Below are 15,472 nucleotides of genomic sequence, written 5' to 3' on the forward strand. Positions count from 1 at the left end.
CCCCCAGCGGCGCGCGCCCTGTGCAGGATCTGGCTGAACGCGCAGACGCGATCTTCACGCCGTCACCGGGGTGGTGCATGCTGGACCCTGGAGCCCTGCGCGGACACGGGGAGGTGTCCATGCAGGACGGGGTCAGGCGTCAAGAATGGCGTCCGCCGGCCGTTGAGGTCGGGGACGTGGAGGATTCGTTCGCGCATGAAGCCAGCCGACTGCACAAGGAAGATCAACCGATGCCCGCGCTGAAACGGGCGTTGGCCCGGCCGCTGCGCGCCATCACCTGGGGCGGCGTGCTGCTGGGCGTGCTGCTGGTGGCCGGCCTGACCACCATGCTGGTCAATGACCACCACCGCCGCCTGGAAGCGGCGCAGCGGCAGAGCCGTGCGCTGGCGGTGGGCAGCGAGCGCCTGCTGGCGCTGGAGCTGCGCAACCTGGAGCGGGCCATGTCCGGCATCGCCGCCGACGCCGCCGAACTGTTCCGCAGCGTGCCGGCACAGGCACCGGCCTTGCTGGATGCCTCCATCGGCGGCGTGCTGCGGCGGCATGCCGAGCTGCACAGCATCGTCGTGCTCGACAGCCATGGCCGATCGCTGACGGCCGGCAAGGGCGACCTGCAGCTGCCGCTGTGGACCGACCTGCAGCGCCGAGGCCAGGGCAGCGCGCTGTATATCGGCCCGCCGCAGCGGGCCAGTGATGGCGGCTGGGTGGTCCCGCTGGCGCTGCCGATGGCTGGTGACCGCTGGCTGCTGGCGCGGCTGCACTGCGGCGAACTGCAGCGCATCGTCGGCGGCCTCGATGTCGGCCCCAACGGACTGGTCTCGATCAGCGATGCCGAGGGCTACATGCTGGCCCGCGTGCCTGATCCGCACGGCACGGTGGGCCGCCGCTACGATCTGCCGCGCCGTGACCTGCTCGGCAAGCAGGCGGTGGTCGAACTGGGCAGCCTGCCCGGTGCCGTCGACGGCGTGCCGCGCATCATCACCATCAGCACGCTGGAACGCAGCCCGCTGGCGGTGCAGGTCGGCTTGGCCGACGAAGACGTACTGGCACCGTGGTGGCCGTACCTGCAGGCATCGATGGCAATCGTACTGGCCTACATCGCGGTGTTGCTGGTGCTGCTGTACGCCGTGCGCCGCAGCACGCGCAGCCAGCAGGCGATGGCCGAGGAGCTGAAAACAGGCCACGCCGAGCTGCGCCTTGCACACCAGGTGGGGCGCGTCTGTACCTGGTACGTGGACGAGGATGCCGCACTGCTGCGCTGGTCGCCGCTGGCGCGCGAGATCTTCGGGGTGCAGACCGATGCCTTGCCGGTTGCCGATTTCTTCGCACGGGTACATCGCGATGATGCTGCGCGCCTGCAGCAGGCCTTCGACCAGGCCTTCGCCGGCAGCGCCGTGCTCGACCAGGTGTTCCGCTTGGTACTGCCCGGGGGCGAAGTGCGCTGGGTGGGGGCGCGCGGGCAGCGGGTGGAAGTGGCCGACAGCGAGCGGCGCATGATCGGTGCGCTGACCGACCTGAGCGAGCGCTACCAGGCGCGCGAGCAGATGAGCGAGGTGGAACGCCGCTTCCGCCTGTTGTTCGACCGCAACCCGGCGCCGTTCTGGGTATTCGACCCGGACACGCTGCGCTTCATTGAGGTCAACGATGCCGCGGTGCGCCAGTACGGCTACAGCCGCGACGAATTCCTGGCGATGAGCATCCTCGACATCCGCCCGCGCGAAGGCTGGGACGAAGTGAAGGGGGCGATCGCCAAGGCCCGCGTCGGCGAGCTGCAGGACGCCACCGTGCGGCTGCACCGGCGCAAGGACGGCAGCGTGTTCGAAGTGCGCGCCCACCTGTCCAGGCTCGATTTCGACGGACAGCCCGCGTGCCTGGTGCTGGCCGAGGATGTCAGCGAACGGTTGGCCTACGAGCGTGACCTGGCCTACCAGGCACGGCACAACCCGGCCACCGGCCTGCTCAATGTGCGCGCCCTGACCGAGCAGCTGGATGAGCAGCAGGAGGACTACACCATCGCCTTCGTGCAGCTGCGCGGCCTGCAGCTGGTGGCCGATACGCTGGGTCGCGAGATCGGCGATGCAGTGCTGCAGTCGATGGCGACCCGGCTCGGTGGCCTGGGCGCGCGCTGTGGCACGCTGGCATTCCAGCCGGCGGAGGACTTCGTGTTCGCCATTGGTGCCGAGCACGATACCCAGCGCGTGCTGGACGACCTGCTGCAGATCGTGTCCGCGCCAATGCGCGGCAAGGATTCGCTGCACCAGTTCGAACCGCGCATCGGCGTGGCTGTGCACATCGCCGGTGACGGCCACAGCGCCGAACAGGTGATCGGCATGGCTGCACAGGCCGCGCATGCCGCGCGCGCCGAAGGCAACGTGGTGGTCTGGTTTGACGCGGCGGTGACCACGCGGTTGGCCGACCGCCTGCGCCTGGCCGGACGCATCCACGCCGCCATCGACAATGAGTTCCAGCTGTATTTCCAGCCGATCCGGCACGCCAGTGATGGCACCCCGGCCGCGCTGGAGGCCCTGCTGCGCTGGCCGCAGGCCGATGGCAGCTTCATCCCGCCCAACGAGTTCATCCAGCTGTGCGAGGACACCGGGCTGATCCTGGCGCTGGGCCGTTGGGTGATCCGCGCCGCGGCGAAGGCGCAGCGCCGACTGGTCGAGGCCGGTTGGGGCGAGTTGCCGATCGCGGTCAATGTATCGGCGGTGCAGTTCTTCAACAGCGACCTGGTGGCCGAGTTCACCCGCGCCCAGCAGGAGTTCGGGCTGGCCCGCGGTGCGCTGCACGTGGAGCTGACCGAGAGCAGCCTGATGCGCAAGCCGGCGCAGGCGATGCAGACCATGCAGCGCCTGCACGAGCAGGGCATCAGTGTGTCGCTGGATGATTTCGGCACCGGCTATTCCAGCATGTCCTATCTGCAGCACCTGCCGCTGGACATCCTGAAGATCGACCGCAGCTTCGTCGCCGACGTGGAAACCAATCCGCGCAATGCCTCGATCTGCCGCGCGCTGCTGTCACTGGGGCACAGCATGGGCCTGACCATCATCGCCGAGGGCGTGGAAACGCCGGGGCAGCTGGACTGGCTGGCTGCGCACGGCTGCGACCAGGTGCAGGGCTATCTGTTGGGGCGGCCGGCGCCGCTGGAACGGATCATTGACGCGCTGGATGAAGTGGCCGCCTAGGCCGCGCTCCGTGTCCGCCGGGCATGGCCCGGCGCTACCGTGTGATGGGTGCGCCCGGGTAGCGCCGGGCCATGCCCGGCGGACGCACCTTTACACCCCGACGTCCACCAGATGGTCGATGAAACTGCGCACTTTCGGTGCCAGGTGGCTGCGGCTGGTATAGACCGCGAAGATGCCGATCGGCGAGGCCTCCCACTCGGGCAGCACGCGCACCAGGCGGCCATCGGCCAGCGCGTCTTCCAGCAGGAAGTCGGGCTGCAGGATCACGCCCATGCCGGCGATCGCCGCTTCGCGCAGCACGTCGCCGTTGTTGGCGTGCAGCAGGCTGCTCACCGACACCTTCACTTCGCCGCCCGGCCCCTGCAGCGGCCAATGGTCGCCGGCGGCCCAGTAGCTGTAGCTCAGGCACGCGTGTGCCTGCAGTTCCTGCGGTGTCTGTGGCGTACCGCGTGCGGCCAGGTAGGCCGGCGCGGCGCACAGGCTCACCCGCGATTCGCCCAGGCGGCGCGCAATCAGGGTGGGTCCAGGCTCGCGGGTGATGCGGATGGCCACGTCGTAGCCTTCCTCGACCATGTCCACCAGGCGGTCGGACAGGGCCAGGTCCAGTTCCACCTGCGGGAAGCGTTCGCGGTAGCTGGCCAGCAGCGGGCCGAGGCGGGCGATGCCCCAGCTGACCGGTGCGTTGATGCGCAGCGTGCCGGAAGGCTCCAGCGCCTGCGCACCGATGCTGGCCTCCAGCGCGTCGAACTCGGCCAGCAGGCGCACGCACTGGGCGTAGTAGGCGGCGCCGGCACTGGTCGGGCTGACCCGCCGCGTGGTGCGGTGGAGCAGGCGGGTGGACAGGCGCTTTTCCAGCGCGGCGACCTGGCGGGTGACGCCGGCAGTGGACAGATCCAGGGCCTGGGCGGCGGCGCTGAAGCCATTGCGCTCGACCACCGCCACGAACACGCGCATCGCCTCGAGGGTGTCCATTGTTGCGCCTTTTGAAATAAATACGGTCAATCCATCGTATTTATTGGTGCGTGAGGGCGCAATAACCTGTGCCTACTCCTTTCAAGGTGTTTCCCCATGCACACCACGACCGCTCCTGTTTCGCCGCTGGCCCCGTACGGCGCCACCCTGCTGCGCCTGGCCCTGGGCGTGCTGTTCCTGGTCCATGCGCTGACCAAGCTGCTGGTATTCACCCCGGCCGGTACGGCGGCGTTCTTCGAGTCGCTGGGCCTGCCCGGCGTGCTCGGCTACCTCACCATCGGCGTCGAGCTGGTGATCACCGTCGCGCTCCTGCTGGGCATCTACGCGCGCTGGGTGGGCCTGGTCGGCGTGCCGTTGCTGCTGGGCACCATCGTCACCGTGCATGGTGCCAACGGCTTCGGTTTCGCCAATGCCGGCGGCGGCTGGGAATACCCGGCGTTCTGGGCACTGGCGCTGGTGGTGCTGTTCCTGGTCGGCGACGGCAAGTGGACCCTGCGTTCGCGCTGATCGCCGCCTGACCCTGCAACTGGAGGATTCCATGTCCCGCCTGCCTTCGCTGTACATCTCCCATGGTTCGCCGATGACCGCCCTGCATCCGGGCCAGGTCGGCGTGCGCCTGGCCGAGCTGGCGCGCGACCTGCCGACGCCGCGCGCCATCGTGATGGCCTCGGCGCACTGGCTGGGCCGGCAGCCGCTGGTCGGCGCGCATCCGCAGCCGCCGACCATCCACGACTTCGGCGGCTTCCCGCGTACGCTGTTCGAACTGCAGTATCCGGCGCCGGGCGATCCGGCGCTGGCCGAAGAGGTGGCCGGCCGCCTCGCCGCCGCTGGCCTGCCGGTGGCACTCGACCCGCAGCGTGGCCTCGACCACGGTGCCTGGGTGCCGCTGCGGCTGCTGCGCCCGCAGGCCGACATCCCGGTGGTGCCGGTGTCGATCCAGCCGCTGCTCGGCCCCGAGCACCAGTTCGCGCTCGGCCGCGCGCTGGCACCGCTGCGCGAGCAGGGCGTGCTGCTGGTCGGCTCGGGCAGCATCACCCACAACCTGCACGACTGGGGCGACTACCAGGACGGCAAGGAAGCGCCGTACGTGCGGCCCTTCATCGAGTGGGTAGAGCAGCGCCTGGCCGCCGATGACCGCCAGGCCCTGCTTGATTACCGCCGGCAGGCGCCCTTCGCCGAACGCGCGCACCCGACCGACGAGCACCTGCTGCCGCTGTTCTTCGCGATGGGCGCGGCCGGTGAGGGCGGATTTGGTGCCCGCCGCATCGACGCCGGCATCGATGCCGGATTCCTTGCCATGGATCTGTACCGCTTCGACGGGGCATGAGCCGGGGCTGACGCGCGACGGCCCCGGCCGTCGCGGCCATGGCCGCATGTGGTAGTTTTTTCCGGGTTTCCGGCGCTGGCCCTCGAGCCTCCCCGCGCGCCGCTTCCTGGAAGAAGCATGCATACCATTGAAGTCGTCCTGGCGATGCTGGTGGCCGTTGTCGCCAGCGGCTACCTGGTTCGCGTCCTCCCGTTCTCGTTGCCGCTGCCGCTGGTGCAGATCGGCCTGGGCGCGGTGATCGCCGGCGTGTTCAACCGCGGCCATGCGCTGGAGCCGGAGGTGTTCTTCCTGTTGTTCCTGCCACCGCTGCTGTTCCTCGATGGCTGGCGCATCCCCAAGCAGGGCCTGTTCCGCGACAAGGGCGCGATCCTCGAACTGGCGTTCGGCCTTGTGGTGTTCACCGTGATTGGTGCCGGCCTGCTGATCCACTGGATGATTCCGGTGATGCCATTGGCGGTGTGCTTCGCGCTGGCGGCCATCGTGTCGCCGACCGACCCGGTGGCGGTCGGGGCGATCGCCTCCAAGGCACCGATCCCCAAGCGACTGATGCACATCCTGGAAGGCGAGTCGCTGCTCAACGATGCGTCCGGCCTGGTCTGCTTCCGTTTCGCGGTGGCGGCGGTGATGACCGGCTCCTTCTCGCTGGCCACGGCCTCGCTGACCTTCCTGTGGGTGGCAGTGGCCGGCCTTGCCGTGGGCGTGGCGGTCACCCTTGGCGTATCCACCTTCCAGCGCTGGTTGTGGCGCCGCTTCGGCGAAGAGCCGGGTGCCGCGATGCTGGTCAACCTGCTGATCCCGTTCGCGGCCTATCTGCTGGCCGAAGAAATCCATGCCTCGGGCATCCTCGCCGCAGTCGCTGCCGGTATCGCGATGAGCTACGTCGAGCTGACCGGCCGTGTCTCCGGCAGCATGCGCGTGCAGCGTGCGGGAGTCTGGAACATGCTGCAGTTCAGCTTCAACGGCATCATGTTCGTGCTGCTGGGCGAGCAGCTGCCGGGCATCGTCGAACGCGCCACCACCACCATGAACGAGTCCGGCCATCAGAGTGCGTGGTGGCTGGTGGTGTACGTGGTGGTGATCAACCTGGCGTTGATCACCTTGCGCCTGCTGTGGGTATGGCTGTCGCTGCGCTGGAACCTGCTGCGCGCGCGCCGCCGTGGCCTGGAGCGGGGCGAGGCGCCGAACTGGCGCATCGTGGTGGCGACCTCGGTGGCCGGCGTGCGCGGTGCGATCACCCTGGCCGGTGTGTTGACCCTGCCGCTGTTCCTGCCCGATGGCAGTGCGTTCCCGGCGCGCGACCTGGTGATCTTCCTGGCCGCGGCGGTGATCCTGTTCTCGCTGATCGGCGCCAGCGTGGCGTTGCCGCAGCTGCTGAAGGGCCTGCAGCTGCCGGCCGATTCGGGCGAGCGCAAGGAAGAGGACCTGGCACGCAAGTTGTCCTCCAAGGCGGCGCTGGCCGGGGTCGAACGCATGCGACAGCAGCTGGTGATGAACCAGAACACCGAGAACGTGCAGCTGTACAACGATGCTGCCTCGCGGGTGAGCCTGCTGTACCAGCGGCACCTGGAGAAGGACAACGACGGGCCCGACGTGGACCCGGAGAAAGTGCGGCGCATGGAGCTGGGTTACCGCCAGCTGCGCAGCGCGGGCCTGAATGCCGAGCGCGAGGAACTGTTCCGGCTGACCCGGCGTGGGGTGATCTCCGACGAGATCTCGCGGCGCCTGATCCGCAACCTGGACCTGCTGGAATCGCGCAAGCGCGAATGACCGTGTACCCCGGGTGGGTGCGGACCTTGGTCCGCACGCCTTTCAGCCTTATTCCGGCTTCGTTTCCAGGAAATACACCTCGACCTTGCCCTTGACCTTGATGGTCATCGGGTTGCCGCGGCGGTCGCGGGCCTTGCCGGCCTGCACCCGGATCCAGCCTTCGCTGACCGAGTATTCCTCGACGTTGTCGCGCTCGACGTCGTTGAAACGCACGCCGACGCCGCGCTCCAGCGCCTGCGCATCATGGAAGGGGCTGGCCGGGTTGATCGCCAGGTGGTCGGGAGGGGTATCGCTCATCGCTTCATTCACAGTGACGGCCACCAAGGCCGGCTTCAGCGGCACAGGATAAACCGTAGAATGCCGGCCTGCCCCAGAGGACGTTCCGCCATGCCCGACAACAGCGACTATTTCGACTTCGAGGAAGACATCCACGACTTCGACGAGGAGGGCTTCGAGGCGCGGGTCTGGAACCTGCTGGTGCTGATCAACCCGGGCGACGAAGAGCTGGCCCTGCAGCAGTTCAACCGCTGGCGCGAGCACCTGGCCGAGGAAGGGCAGCCGCTGGAAGCGGACAGCGACTGGCTGCCGGCGCTGTTCACGGCCATCGCCTGGCAGTCCGGTTTCGAGGTGGAACGTGATGACCTGGAGTCGCTGCAGTCGGCGGTGAACGAGCTGTCGGCGCGCTTCAACCTGCAGCTGGACTGGGGCGGCGACCTGGACGACGAGGACTTCACCGAAGGCCTGGACGGCGTGCAGCTGATGTCCACCGCCTTCGACCGCCTGCGCGAGCACAACTACACGCTGTGGAGCGTGGATGCCGGCAGCGACGGCTTCACCGGCGTGATGGCGCTGACCCGCGATGACGACGCGATGCTGGCACTGTGCTCGCTGCTGAACGTGGAAATCCGGCTGGGCAGCGACCCGTTCTGAGATTGATCGGTAGCGCCGGGCCATGCCCGGCGGCTTTGTACCGCGCTGCGCGCTCGCCGGGCATGGCCCGGCGCTCCCATCTACGGCCGGTACTGCGCCCTGGCGTTGGCGATCACGGCTTTGACCAGCCCGCGGTCGGTGTGACGGGAAATCGCCCGCGCACCGAGCGCGATCGCCTGTGCGCGCAGCTCGGCAGTGACATCGTAGTGGGCGCCGCTGGCCTTGTTCTGGAAGGCCCGCAGGGGAATGCCGAGCTGCGCCGCCATCGCGTGCAGCTCGGCCAGGGTGTCGGCCATCAGGTGCGCCCAGCGCTGTCCGCGCCAGGGATGCACCGCGTCATCGACGTAGACCGTCACCGCCGCGGCCGGTTCAGGCCTGCGGCTTGCTGTCGCTGTCAGCGGCCGGGGTGGCCTCGGCAGCGGCGTCTTCGGCCACGTCGCCCTCGGCGGCATCGCCTTCCTCGCCTTCGGCAGCGTCGACGCCTTCGAACTCGGCGACCAGCTTGTCCAGGTACTCGTCAGCGGTCTGCTCGGATTCGGCGGCCAGGGTGTCCAGCAGCTTCTGCAGCAGTTCGGAGTACTCCAGGTTGACCTTGCGGCCTTCCTTCTCCTGCACGTTGGCCAGGTGCTTGAGCATGGCCAGCATCGGCACCGGGTTCTCGGCGTTGCCCATGGTCTGGCCGCCGATGGCCAGCAGCCACTCACGGCCCTGCAGGCCGATGGCTGCGACAACCTGGCCGTCTTCGCTGGTCAGCACCGCATGGTTCTGCACCTGCTGCTGGGCGTTCAGGCGGAGGAACGGGCGCTTGGCCTGCTGCTTCTTGCGCTTGTCGCGCTTGGCCTTGGAGTTCTGGGACATGGGGTGGGATCACCTGGAAACGGAAAGACCGCCATTGTAGCGGGTGCTGCAGGGTGCGCTCGCCGGGCATGGCCTTGGTGGGTGCGGACCTTGGTCCGCACGCTCTGTGCCCGATGTGCGGACCAAGGTCCGCACCCATCGTTTACTTTGCCGGGCCCTGCGCGGCCTGCACGTCCGGGTCGGCAGTGGGGGCCGACAGCCCCACCTGCGGGCCAGCACCGGCCAGGGCGGCCGCTTCGGCGGCCTGGGTCATCACCACGATGCTGATGCGGCGGTTGATCGGGTTCTGCGGGTCGGCCTTGTCGAACAGCACCGACGAAGACAGGCCGACCACGCGAGTGATCTTGCTGTCCTCCAGGCCACCGTCCACCAGTGCGCGCCGTGCGGCGTTGGCACGATCGGCGCTCAGTTCCCAGTTGCCGTAGCCGCGCGCGGCGGAATAGGCGGTGATGTCGGTGTGGCCGGTCAGGCTGATCCGGTTCGGCACGTGGTTCAGGTAGTTGGCCAGCTCGTGCAGGATCTGCTGCGTATAGGGCTTCAGCGTGGCACTGCCGAGGTCGAACATCGGCCGGTTCTGCTTGTCCACGATCTGGATGCGCAGGCCTTCCGGGGTCAGGTCCAGCAGCAGCTGGTCCTTGAACGGCTCCAGTGCCTGGCTCCTGCTGATCGCTTCCTGCAGTTCCTTCATCAGCGCTTCCAGCTGCTGCTTGTCGCGCTGCTGCTGGTCCACCGGCTGCGGCACTGCTTCCTTCTGGTTCTGGAACGGATCGTTGCTGTTGCCCCGCGAGATGTCGGTGGCGCCACCCAGCTTGATCATCGAGGTGCTGGCGCCGCCCGGGCCGGCCATGCCGGGCGCCGGCGTGGCATTCTGCCCGCTCAGCGGGCTGGGGTTGCGGAAGTACTCGGAAATGGCCGCACGGTCGTTCTTGTTGGTGGTGGCCATCAGCCACAGCACCAGGAAGAACGCCATCATCGCGGTCACGAAGTCGGCATAGGCCACCTTCCACGAACCGCCATGATGGGCGGCGTGGCCGGCCTTCTTGACCCGGCGGACGATGACGGTGGGCTTGGTCTCGGCCATGGCTTACTTGACCGTCTTCAGGTGCTGCTCGAAATCGGAGAAGGCCGGACGCACGTTCGACGGCAGCGTCTTGCGGGCGAATTCCAGCGCGATCTTCGGGTTGTAGCCGCGCAGGCAGGCGAGCAGGGCGGTCTTGACCGATTCGTAGATGCGGCTGTCCTGCTCGGCGCGCGCTTCCATGGCGGCCGCCATCGGGCCGACGAAACCGTAGCCCAGCAGGATGCCCAGGAAGGTGCCGACCAGCGCGCCGGCCACGTGGCCACCGACCTCGACGATGTCGCCGCCGATCGAGCCCATGGTGATGACGATGCCGAGCACCGCCGCGACGATGCCGAAACCGGGCAGTCCGTCGGCGACCTTGGTCAGCACCTGCGACGGTGCCATCGCCTCGGCATGGTGCTTTTCCAGCTCCAGTTCCAGCAGCGGCTCCAGCTCGTGCGGCTCGATGTTGCTGCCGATCATCAGGCGCAGGCAGTCGGTGATGAAGTCGATCAGGTGGTGGTCGGCCTGCACCTTGGGGTAGTTGCCGAACAGCGCGCTCTCGGCCGGCCGCTCCACGTGGTCTTCCAGCGCCATGAAGCCTTCGCGGCGGGCCTTGTTGAGCAGTTCATAGAGCAGGCTGAGGACATCGATGTAGTCCTGCTGCTTGTAGCGCGGGCCCTTGAACACGCCGACCATGGCCTGCAGGGTCTGCTTGACCGTCTTGGCCGGGGTACCGACCAGGAACGCACCCAGTGCGGCACCGCCGATGATGACCAGTTCGTAGGGCTGCCAGAGGGCACCCAGGCGTCCGTGGGCCCCGAGGTAGCCCCCGAGCACGCTGATGATGACGACCAGGAATCCAACGATGATGAGCATGGGGCGACGCAAGGAGAGGGGATATCTCCTTGTCGGCCCGTCGCCCGGTTTTCTGAAGAGGGAATTCTGTGAAATCGGTCAGCGGGGTGTTTCAGCCCGCCACGCCGCTTTCTGCGCCGCCACGCTGCAACGGGTCGGGCCAGGGCTCGCCATTGCCGGTGAACGAAAGTGAGACGGAGTTCAGGCAGTGGCGCTCGTAGGTGGGCGGCGGACCGTCCGGGAACACGTGGCCCAGGTGGCTGCCGCAGCGCGCGCAGGTGATCTCGGTGCGCACCATGCCATGGCTGGTATCGCGGATCTCGCGCACGTGCGCCGGGTCGAACGGCGCGAAGAAGCTGGGCCAGCCGGTGCCGGAATCGAACTTGGTGCTGGAGCGGAACAGCGGCAGCGCGCACAGCCGGCAGCAGTAGACGCCCTCGCGCTTGTTGTCCAGGAACACCCCGCAGAACGGCGCTTCGGTACCGTGCTGCAGCAGCACGCGGCGCTCTTCGCTGCTGAGGCCGGCGATCAGCGCCTCGGTCTGGGTGGCGGTGGGGGGCGTCAGGTCGAAGGCAGTCATGCCGGCTCTCCGTGGGGTCGATGGCCTGGGGATGCCGGAAAACGTGGGGGTGCCGGCGCGCGCTTGCAAGTGTGATGGCCGTTCATGGGCGGCACACAGGTACAGGCGCAAGGTGAATGTCATCCACGCCGGAGCGTGCCATGAAACCGACCCTTCCCCTGCTGTTGATGGCCCTGTTGCCCACGTTGGCGCTGGCCCAGGTGCCTGCCGCCGACCCGACCGCCACGCGCAGTGCGACCACCGTGGCACCGGCGCCGGTGGTACCGCCGCCACAGCCTGCCCGCCCGCAGCCGCAGGTGCTGCCGTCGCCGCAGCCGGCGCAGCCGATCAGGTCCACCGGTCCTGCCCGGATTGCACCCGCCCCGGCGCCGAAGCCGGTCGACAAGGTCTATGACCGCAATGGCCGCATCGTGCCTGGTGTGCGCCCGGCTGGCCCGAACCGCGTGTTCGATTCGCGCACCGGCCGCTATTACGACAGCGTGCCGGCCGGCGATGGCCAGCAGATCAAGCGCTGACCTCGGATGCCAGGCAAGGTTGGCAGCTGCCACACGCTGCACGGCCTGAACGCACGAAAACAACGTCCTGCCGATCACTGCTTTTTCGCCTGCGATTAACCGTTCCGGGACCACCGTAGCCCTGCGCCGGCATTCCGCCGCCGCATGTCCTTCGTCCACTGGATTGCGATCATGAAAAACCAGCAGAACCGTCATCCCGGCAAGGAACCGCAGGGCCGCAACTCGCAACAGCAGCAACAGCAGCAACAGCAACAGATGGAGCCGCAGCAGCCGCACAAGGGTGGCAAGCAGCAGGAGCAGCGCTCGCAGAAGCACCCGCAGCAGCGCTGACGGACTCAGGGGTCGGATCCCGTACCGCGGGCTCCGGCCCCAACCCTTGCAGGCCTCAATCCGGAATCGGCAGGCTCAGCGTCTCCTTCACCTCTTCCATCACGATGTAGCTCTTCGATTCACGCACATGCGGCAGGGTCAGCAGGGTGCTGCCGAGCAGCTTGCGGTAGGAGGCCATCTCGCTGATCCGCGCCTTCAGCAGGTAATCGAAGTCGCCCGAGACCAGGTGGCACTCCAGCACGTTGGGCAGCTTCAGCGCGGCGCGCCGGAACTCCTCGAAGATGTCACCGGACTTGTAGGCCAGGCTGATCTCCACGAATACCAGCAGGCTGGCCTTCACCGCCGCCGGGTCCAGGTGGGCGTGGTAGCCGGTGATCACCGCTTCGCGCTCGAGCCGGCGCACGCGCTCGGTGCACGGGGTGGTCGACAGGCCGACCCGCTCGCCCAGTTCGGTGAAGGAAATACGGCCCTCGGCCTGCAGGATGCGCAGGATCTTGCGGTCGATCTTGTCCAGTTCGCGGGTACGGGTGGCCATGGCCGTCAACCTTGGGGAATGAATTGCAGGAGAACATCCTGCCCGTTGATTTCAAATCAGGCAAATCAACTGGTATTGGCTGTCTATACTTCCCCAATTATGGTCCCGGCACGCTCCAGTGCAGGGAATGATCGGGTTGGAGAAGTCCCATGCGAGTCCTAGTTCTCGGCAGCGGCGTGATCGGCACCACCAGTGCCTGGTACCTGCGACAGGCCGGGTTTGAAGTCACGGTCATCGACCGCCAACCCGGCCCGGCGCTGGAGACCAGCTTCGCCAATGCCGGCCAGCTGTCGTTCGGCTACACCTCGCCGTGGGCAGCCCCGGGCGTGCCGAAGAAGGCCATCGGCTGGCTGTTCGAGAAGCACGCGCCGCTGGCGATCAAGCCGGGCATGGACCTGGCCCAGTACCGCTGGCTGTGGCAGATGCTGCGCAACTGCACCCACGAGCGCTACGCGATCAACAAGGCGCGCATGGTGCGCATGTCCGAGTACAGCCGCGATTGCCTGAACGAGTTGCGTGCGCAGATCGGCATCGAGTTCGAAGGCCGCGACCTGGGTACCACCCAGCTGTTCCGTACCCAGCAGCAGCTGGATGCCTCGGCGCAGGACATCGAGATCCTGGCCCAGTACGGCGTGCCGTACGAAGTGCTGGACCGCGCCGGCATCATCCAGGCCGAACCGGCCCTGGCCCATGTCGATGGCCTGGTCGGCGCGCTGCGCCTGCCGCGTGACCAGACCGGCGACTGCCAGCTGTTCACCCGCCGCCTGGCGCAGATGTGCGTGGATGCCGGCGTCGAATTCCGCTTCGACCAGGACATCACCGGCCTGGTCTCCGATGGCGAGCGCATCACGGGCGTGCACGTCAACGGCGCCCTGGAAACCGCGGACCGCTTCGTGGTCGCGCTCGGCAGCTACTCGCCGGCGCTGGTCGCACCGCTGGGCATGCGCCTGCCGGTGTATCCGCTGAAGGGGTATTCGCTGACCCTGCCGATCACCGACCCGGCGATGGCGCCGACCTCGACCATCCTCGACGAGAGCTACAAGGTGGCGGTGACCCGCTTCGACGACCGCATCCGCGTCGGTGGCATGGCCGAAGTGGCCGGCTTCGACCTGTCGCTGTCGCAGCGCCGTCGCGAGACCCTGGAACTGGTGGTCAGCGACCTCTACCCGAAGGGCGGCGACCTGTCGCGCGCGCAGTTCTGGACCGGCCTGCGCCCGGCCACGCCGGACGGCACGCCGGTGATCGGCGCCACGCCGTTCCGCAACCTGTACCTCAACACCGGCCACGGCACCCTGGGCTGGACCATGGCCTGCGGCTCCGGTCGTTACCTGGCCGACCTGATGAGCGCGCGCCAGCCGCAGATCAGCACCGAAGGCCTGGATATTTTCCGCTACGGCCAGTACGGTCACGCCCCGCAACATGAGAACCGCACATGCGTCCTGCCCGCGCGCTGATCGATCTGGGCGCCCTGCGCAGCAACTACCGGCTCGCCCGTGAACTGGGCGGTGGCAAGGCGCTGGCGATCATCAAGGCCGATGCCTATGGCCATGGCGCGGTGCGTTGTGCACAGGCGCTGGAAGGCGAGGCCGATGGATTCGGCGTGGCCACCATCGAAGAGGCACTGGAGCTGCGCCAGGCCGGCATCCGTGCGCCTATCCTGCTGCTGGAAGGCATCTTCGAACCCAGTGACATGGCGCTGGTGGCCGAACACGATTTCTGGTTCGCGGTGGGCTCGCCGTGGCAGCTGGACGCGCTGGTCGCGTTCGACAGCCCCCGCCCGCTGACGGTGTGGCTGAAGCTGGACAGCGGCATGCATCGCCTCGGCCTGGACGTGGACAGCTTCCGCGCGGCGCATGCACGCCTGTCTGCGCTGCCGCAGGTCGAGCGCATCGTGCTGATGACCCACCTGGCGCGCGCCGACGAGCTGGACAGCGAACGCACGCACGAGCAGGCGGCGACCTTCGCGCGGGCCATCGACGGCCTGCACGGCGAGACCAGCGTGTGCAACTCGCCGGCACTGCTGGGCTGGCCGGATGTGCGCAGCGACTGGGTCCGCCCGGGCCTGATGCTGTACGGCGCCAACCCGCTGCCGGACAACACCGCGTTGACCGAGCGCCTGCGCCCGGTGATGACGATGCAGTCCAGGGTGATCGCCGAGCGCTGGATCGAGGCCGGTGAGCCGGTGGGCTATGGCGCCCGCTTCGTGGCCAAGGCGCGCACCCGCGTGGGCGTGGTCGCGCTCGGCTATGCAGACGGGTATCCGCAGTTCGCGCCGAATGGCACCCCGGTGCTGATCGACGGCCAGCCGGGTGGACTGATCGGGCGCGTGTCGATGGACATGTTGACCGTGGACCTGACCGCGCATGCGCAGGCCGGCATCGGCAGTGTGGTGGAACTGTGGGGTTCTGCGCCGACGCTGTCGGAACTGGCGCCGCGCTGTGGCGTGAGCGCCTACCAGTTGCCGTGCGCGGTCAAGCGCGTGGCACGCGTGTATCAGGATTGACGGAACGTTGGCCGCGCACGGCTCTGGCGGCGGCCGGCCCTGGTCGGTGCTGTGG

General features: G+C 68.1%; 17 protein-coding genes. 9 read left to right on the forward strand and 8 right to left on the reverse strand.

Translation table 11 applies throughout. The annotated features are described in order from the left end of the window. Positions 1-119: 119 nt before the first annotated feature. Positions 120-3,182, forward strand: coding sequence for an EAL domain-containing protein (locus CCR98_RS02480; protein ID WP_087921394.1), 3,063 nt, complete (start codon positions 120-122; stop codon positions 3,180-3,182). A gap of 90 nt (positions 3,183-3,272) precedes the next feature. On the opposite strand, the gene CCR98_RS02485 is transcribed toward CCR98_RS02480, so the two are convergent. Then, positions 3,273-4,154, reverse strand: coding sequence for a LysR family transcriptional regulator (locus tag CCR98_RS02485; protein WP_087921395.1), 882 nt, complete (start codon positions 4,152-4,154; stop codon positions 3,273-3,275). A gap of 96 nt (positions 4,155-4,250) precedes the next feature. On the opposite strand from CCR98_RS02485, the gene CCR98_RS02490 reads away from it, so the two are divergent. The 3 genes from CCR98_RS02490 (at position 4,251) to CCR98_RS02500 (ending at position 7,248) form a co-directional block, all read left to right on the forward strand. Then, the gene (locus CCR98_RS02490; RefSeq protein WP_075675478.1) at positions 4,251-4,661 is read left to right on the forward strand and encodes a DoxX family protein; all 411 of its coding nucleotides are present in this window, start codon (positions 4,251-4,253) and stop codon (positions 4,659-4,661) included. 31 nt (positions 4,662-4,692) lie between these two features. Then, on the forward strand, positions 4,693-5,481 hold the full coding sequence (locus CCR98_RS02495; protein WP_087921396.1) for a class III extradiol ring-cleavage dioxygenase: 789 nt from the start codon (positions 4,693-4,695) through the stop codon (positions 5,479-5,481). 117 nt (positions 5,482-5,598) lie between these two features. Beyond that, positions 5,599-7,248 (forward strand): Na+/H+ antiporter, encoded by a 1,650-nt coding sequence (locus CCR98_RS02500; RefSeq protein WP_014035832.1) that lies wholly within the window; start codon positions 5,599-5,601, stop codon positions 7,246-7,248. A gap of 48 nt (positions 7,249-7,296) precedes the next feature. Here CCR98_RS02500 and CCR98_RS02505 read toward each other — a convergent pair whose 3' ends face one another. Next, a complete protein-coding gene (locus CCR98_RS02505) occupies positions 7,297-7,545 on the reverse strand; it encodes a DUF3297 family protein (RefSeq protein ID WP_049456360.1) in 249 nt (82 codons plus the stop codon). A 90-nt stretch (positions 7,546-7,635) separates the two neighbouring features. Here CCR98_RS02505 and CCR98_RS02510 point away from each other — a divergent pair, with 90 nt between their 5' ends. After that, on the forward strand, positions 7,636-8,178 hold the full coding sequence (locus tag CCR98_RS02510) for a hypothetical protein (RefSeq protein WP_087921397.1): 543 nt from the start codon (positions 7,636-7,638) through the stop codon (positions 8,176-8,178). An 80-nt stretch (positions 8,179-8,258) separates the two neighbouring features. Here CCR98_RS02510 and CCR98_RS02515 read toward each other — a convergent pair whose 3' ends face one another. The 5 genes from CCR98_RS02515 to msrB all read right to left on the reverse strand — a co-directional run bounded on the left by CCR98_RS02515 (position 8,259) and on the right by msrB (position 11,534). Then, complete coding sequence (locus tag CCR98_RS02515) at positions 8,259-8,534, reverse strand: DUF4031 domain-containing protein (protein ID WP_087921398.1); 276 nt, start codon at positions 8,532-8,534, stop codon at positions 8,259-8,261. A gap of 13 nt (positions 8,535-8,547) precedes the next feature. Continuing rightward, the gene (locus CCR98_RS02520; protein ID WP_087921399.1) at positions 8,548-9,036 is read right to left on the reverse strand and encodes a hypothetical protein; all 489 of its coding nucleotides are present in this window, start codon (positions 9,034-9,036) and stop codon (positions 8,548-8,550) included. 142 nt (positions 9,037-9,178) lie between these two features. Then, entirely contained in the window at positions 9,179-10,117 is a 939-nt protein-coding gene (gene motB, locus CCR98_RS02525) for a flagellar motor protein MotB (RefSeq protein WP_087921400.1), read from the reverse strand. Positions 10,118-10,120: 3 nt separating this feature from the next. Next, positions 10,121-10,975: a flagellar motor stator protein MotA gene (motA, locus tag CCR98_RS02530; protein WP_008264562.1), complete on the reverse strand. Its 855-nt coding sequence runs from the start codon at positions 10,973-10,975 to the stop codon at positions 10,121-10,123. Between the two features lie 91 nt (positions 10,976-11,066). Then, positions 11,067-11,534 carry a peptide-methionine (R)-S-oxide reductase MsrB gene (msrB, locus tag CCR98_RS02535; protein WP_005415117.1) on the reverse strand — a complete coding sequence of 156 codons (468 nt, stop codon included), beginning with the start codon at positions 11,532-11,534 and terminating at the stop codon, positions 11,067-11,069. Positions 11,535-11,674: 140 nt separating this feature from the next. Between msrB and CCR98_RS02540 the strand changes: the two genes are divergently transcribed. Beyond that, positions 11,675-12,049 carry a classical arabinogalactan protein 4 gene (locus tag CCR98_RS02540; protein ID WP_087921401.1) on the forward strand — a complete coding sequence of 125 codons (375 nt, stop codon included), beginning with the start codon at positions 11,675-11,677 and terminating at the stop codon, positions 12,047-12,049. Positions 12,050-12,193: 144 nt separating this feature from the next. Then, positions 12,194-12,379: a lana protein gene (locus CCR98_RS02545; protein ID WP_087921402.1), complete on the forward strand. Its 186-nt coding sequence runs from the start codon at positions 12,194-12,196 to the stop codon at positions 12,377-12,379. Positions 12,380-12,434: 55 nt separating this feature from the next. On the opposite strand, the gene CCR98_RS02550 is transcribed toward CCR98_RS02545, so the two are convergent. Next, positions 12,435-12,914 carry an Lrp/AsnC ligand binding domain-containing protein gene (locus CCR98_RS02550; protein ID WP_004140558.1) on the reverse strand — a complete coding sequence of 160 codons (480 nt, stop codon included), beginning with the start codon at positions 12,912-12,914 and terminating at the stop codon, positions 12,435-12,437. 149 nt (positions 12,915-13,063) lie between these two features. Here CCR98_RS02550 and CCR98_RS02555 point away from each other — a divergent pair, with 149 nt between their 5' ends. Then, a complete protein-coding gene (locus CCR98_RS02555; RefSeq protein ID WP_087921403.1) occupies positions 13,064-14,368 on the forward strand; it encodes a D-amino acid dehydrogenase in 1,305 nt (434 codons plus the stop codon). Continuing rightward, a complete protein-coding gene (alr, locus tag CCR98_RS02560) occupies positions 14,347-15,417 on the forward strand; it encodes an alanine racemase (protein WP_087921404.1) in 1,071 nt (356 codons plus the stop codon). Before CCR98_RS02555 ends, alr begins: the two co-directional genes overlap by 22 nt. Positions 15,418-15,472: the final 55 nt, after the last annotated feature.

This window comes from Stenotrophomonas sp. WZN-1 (assembly GCF_002192255.1).
In the GTDB taxonomy this organism is placed as follows: Bacteria; Pseudomonadota; Gammaproteobacteria; order Xanthomonadales; family Xanthomonadaceae; genus Stenotrophomonas.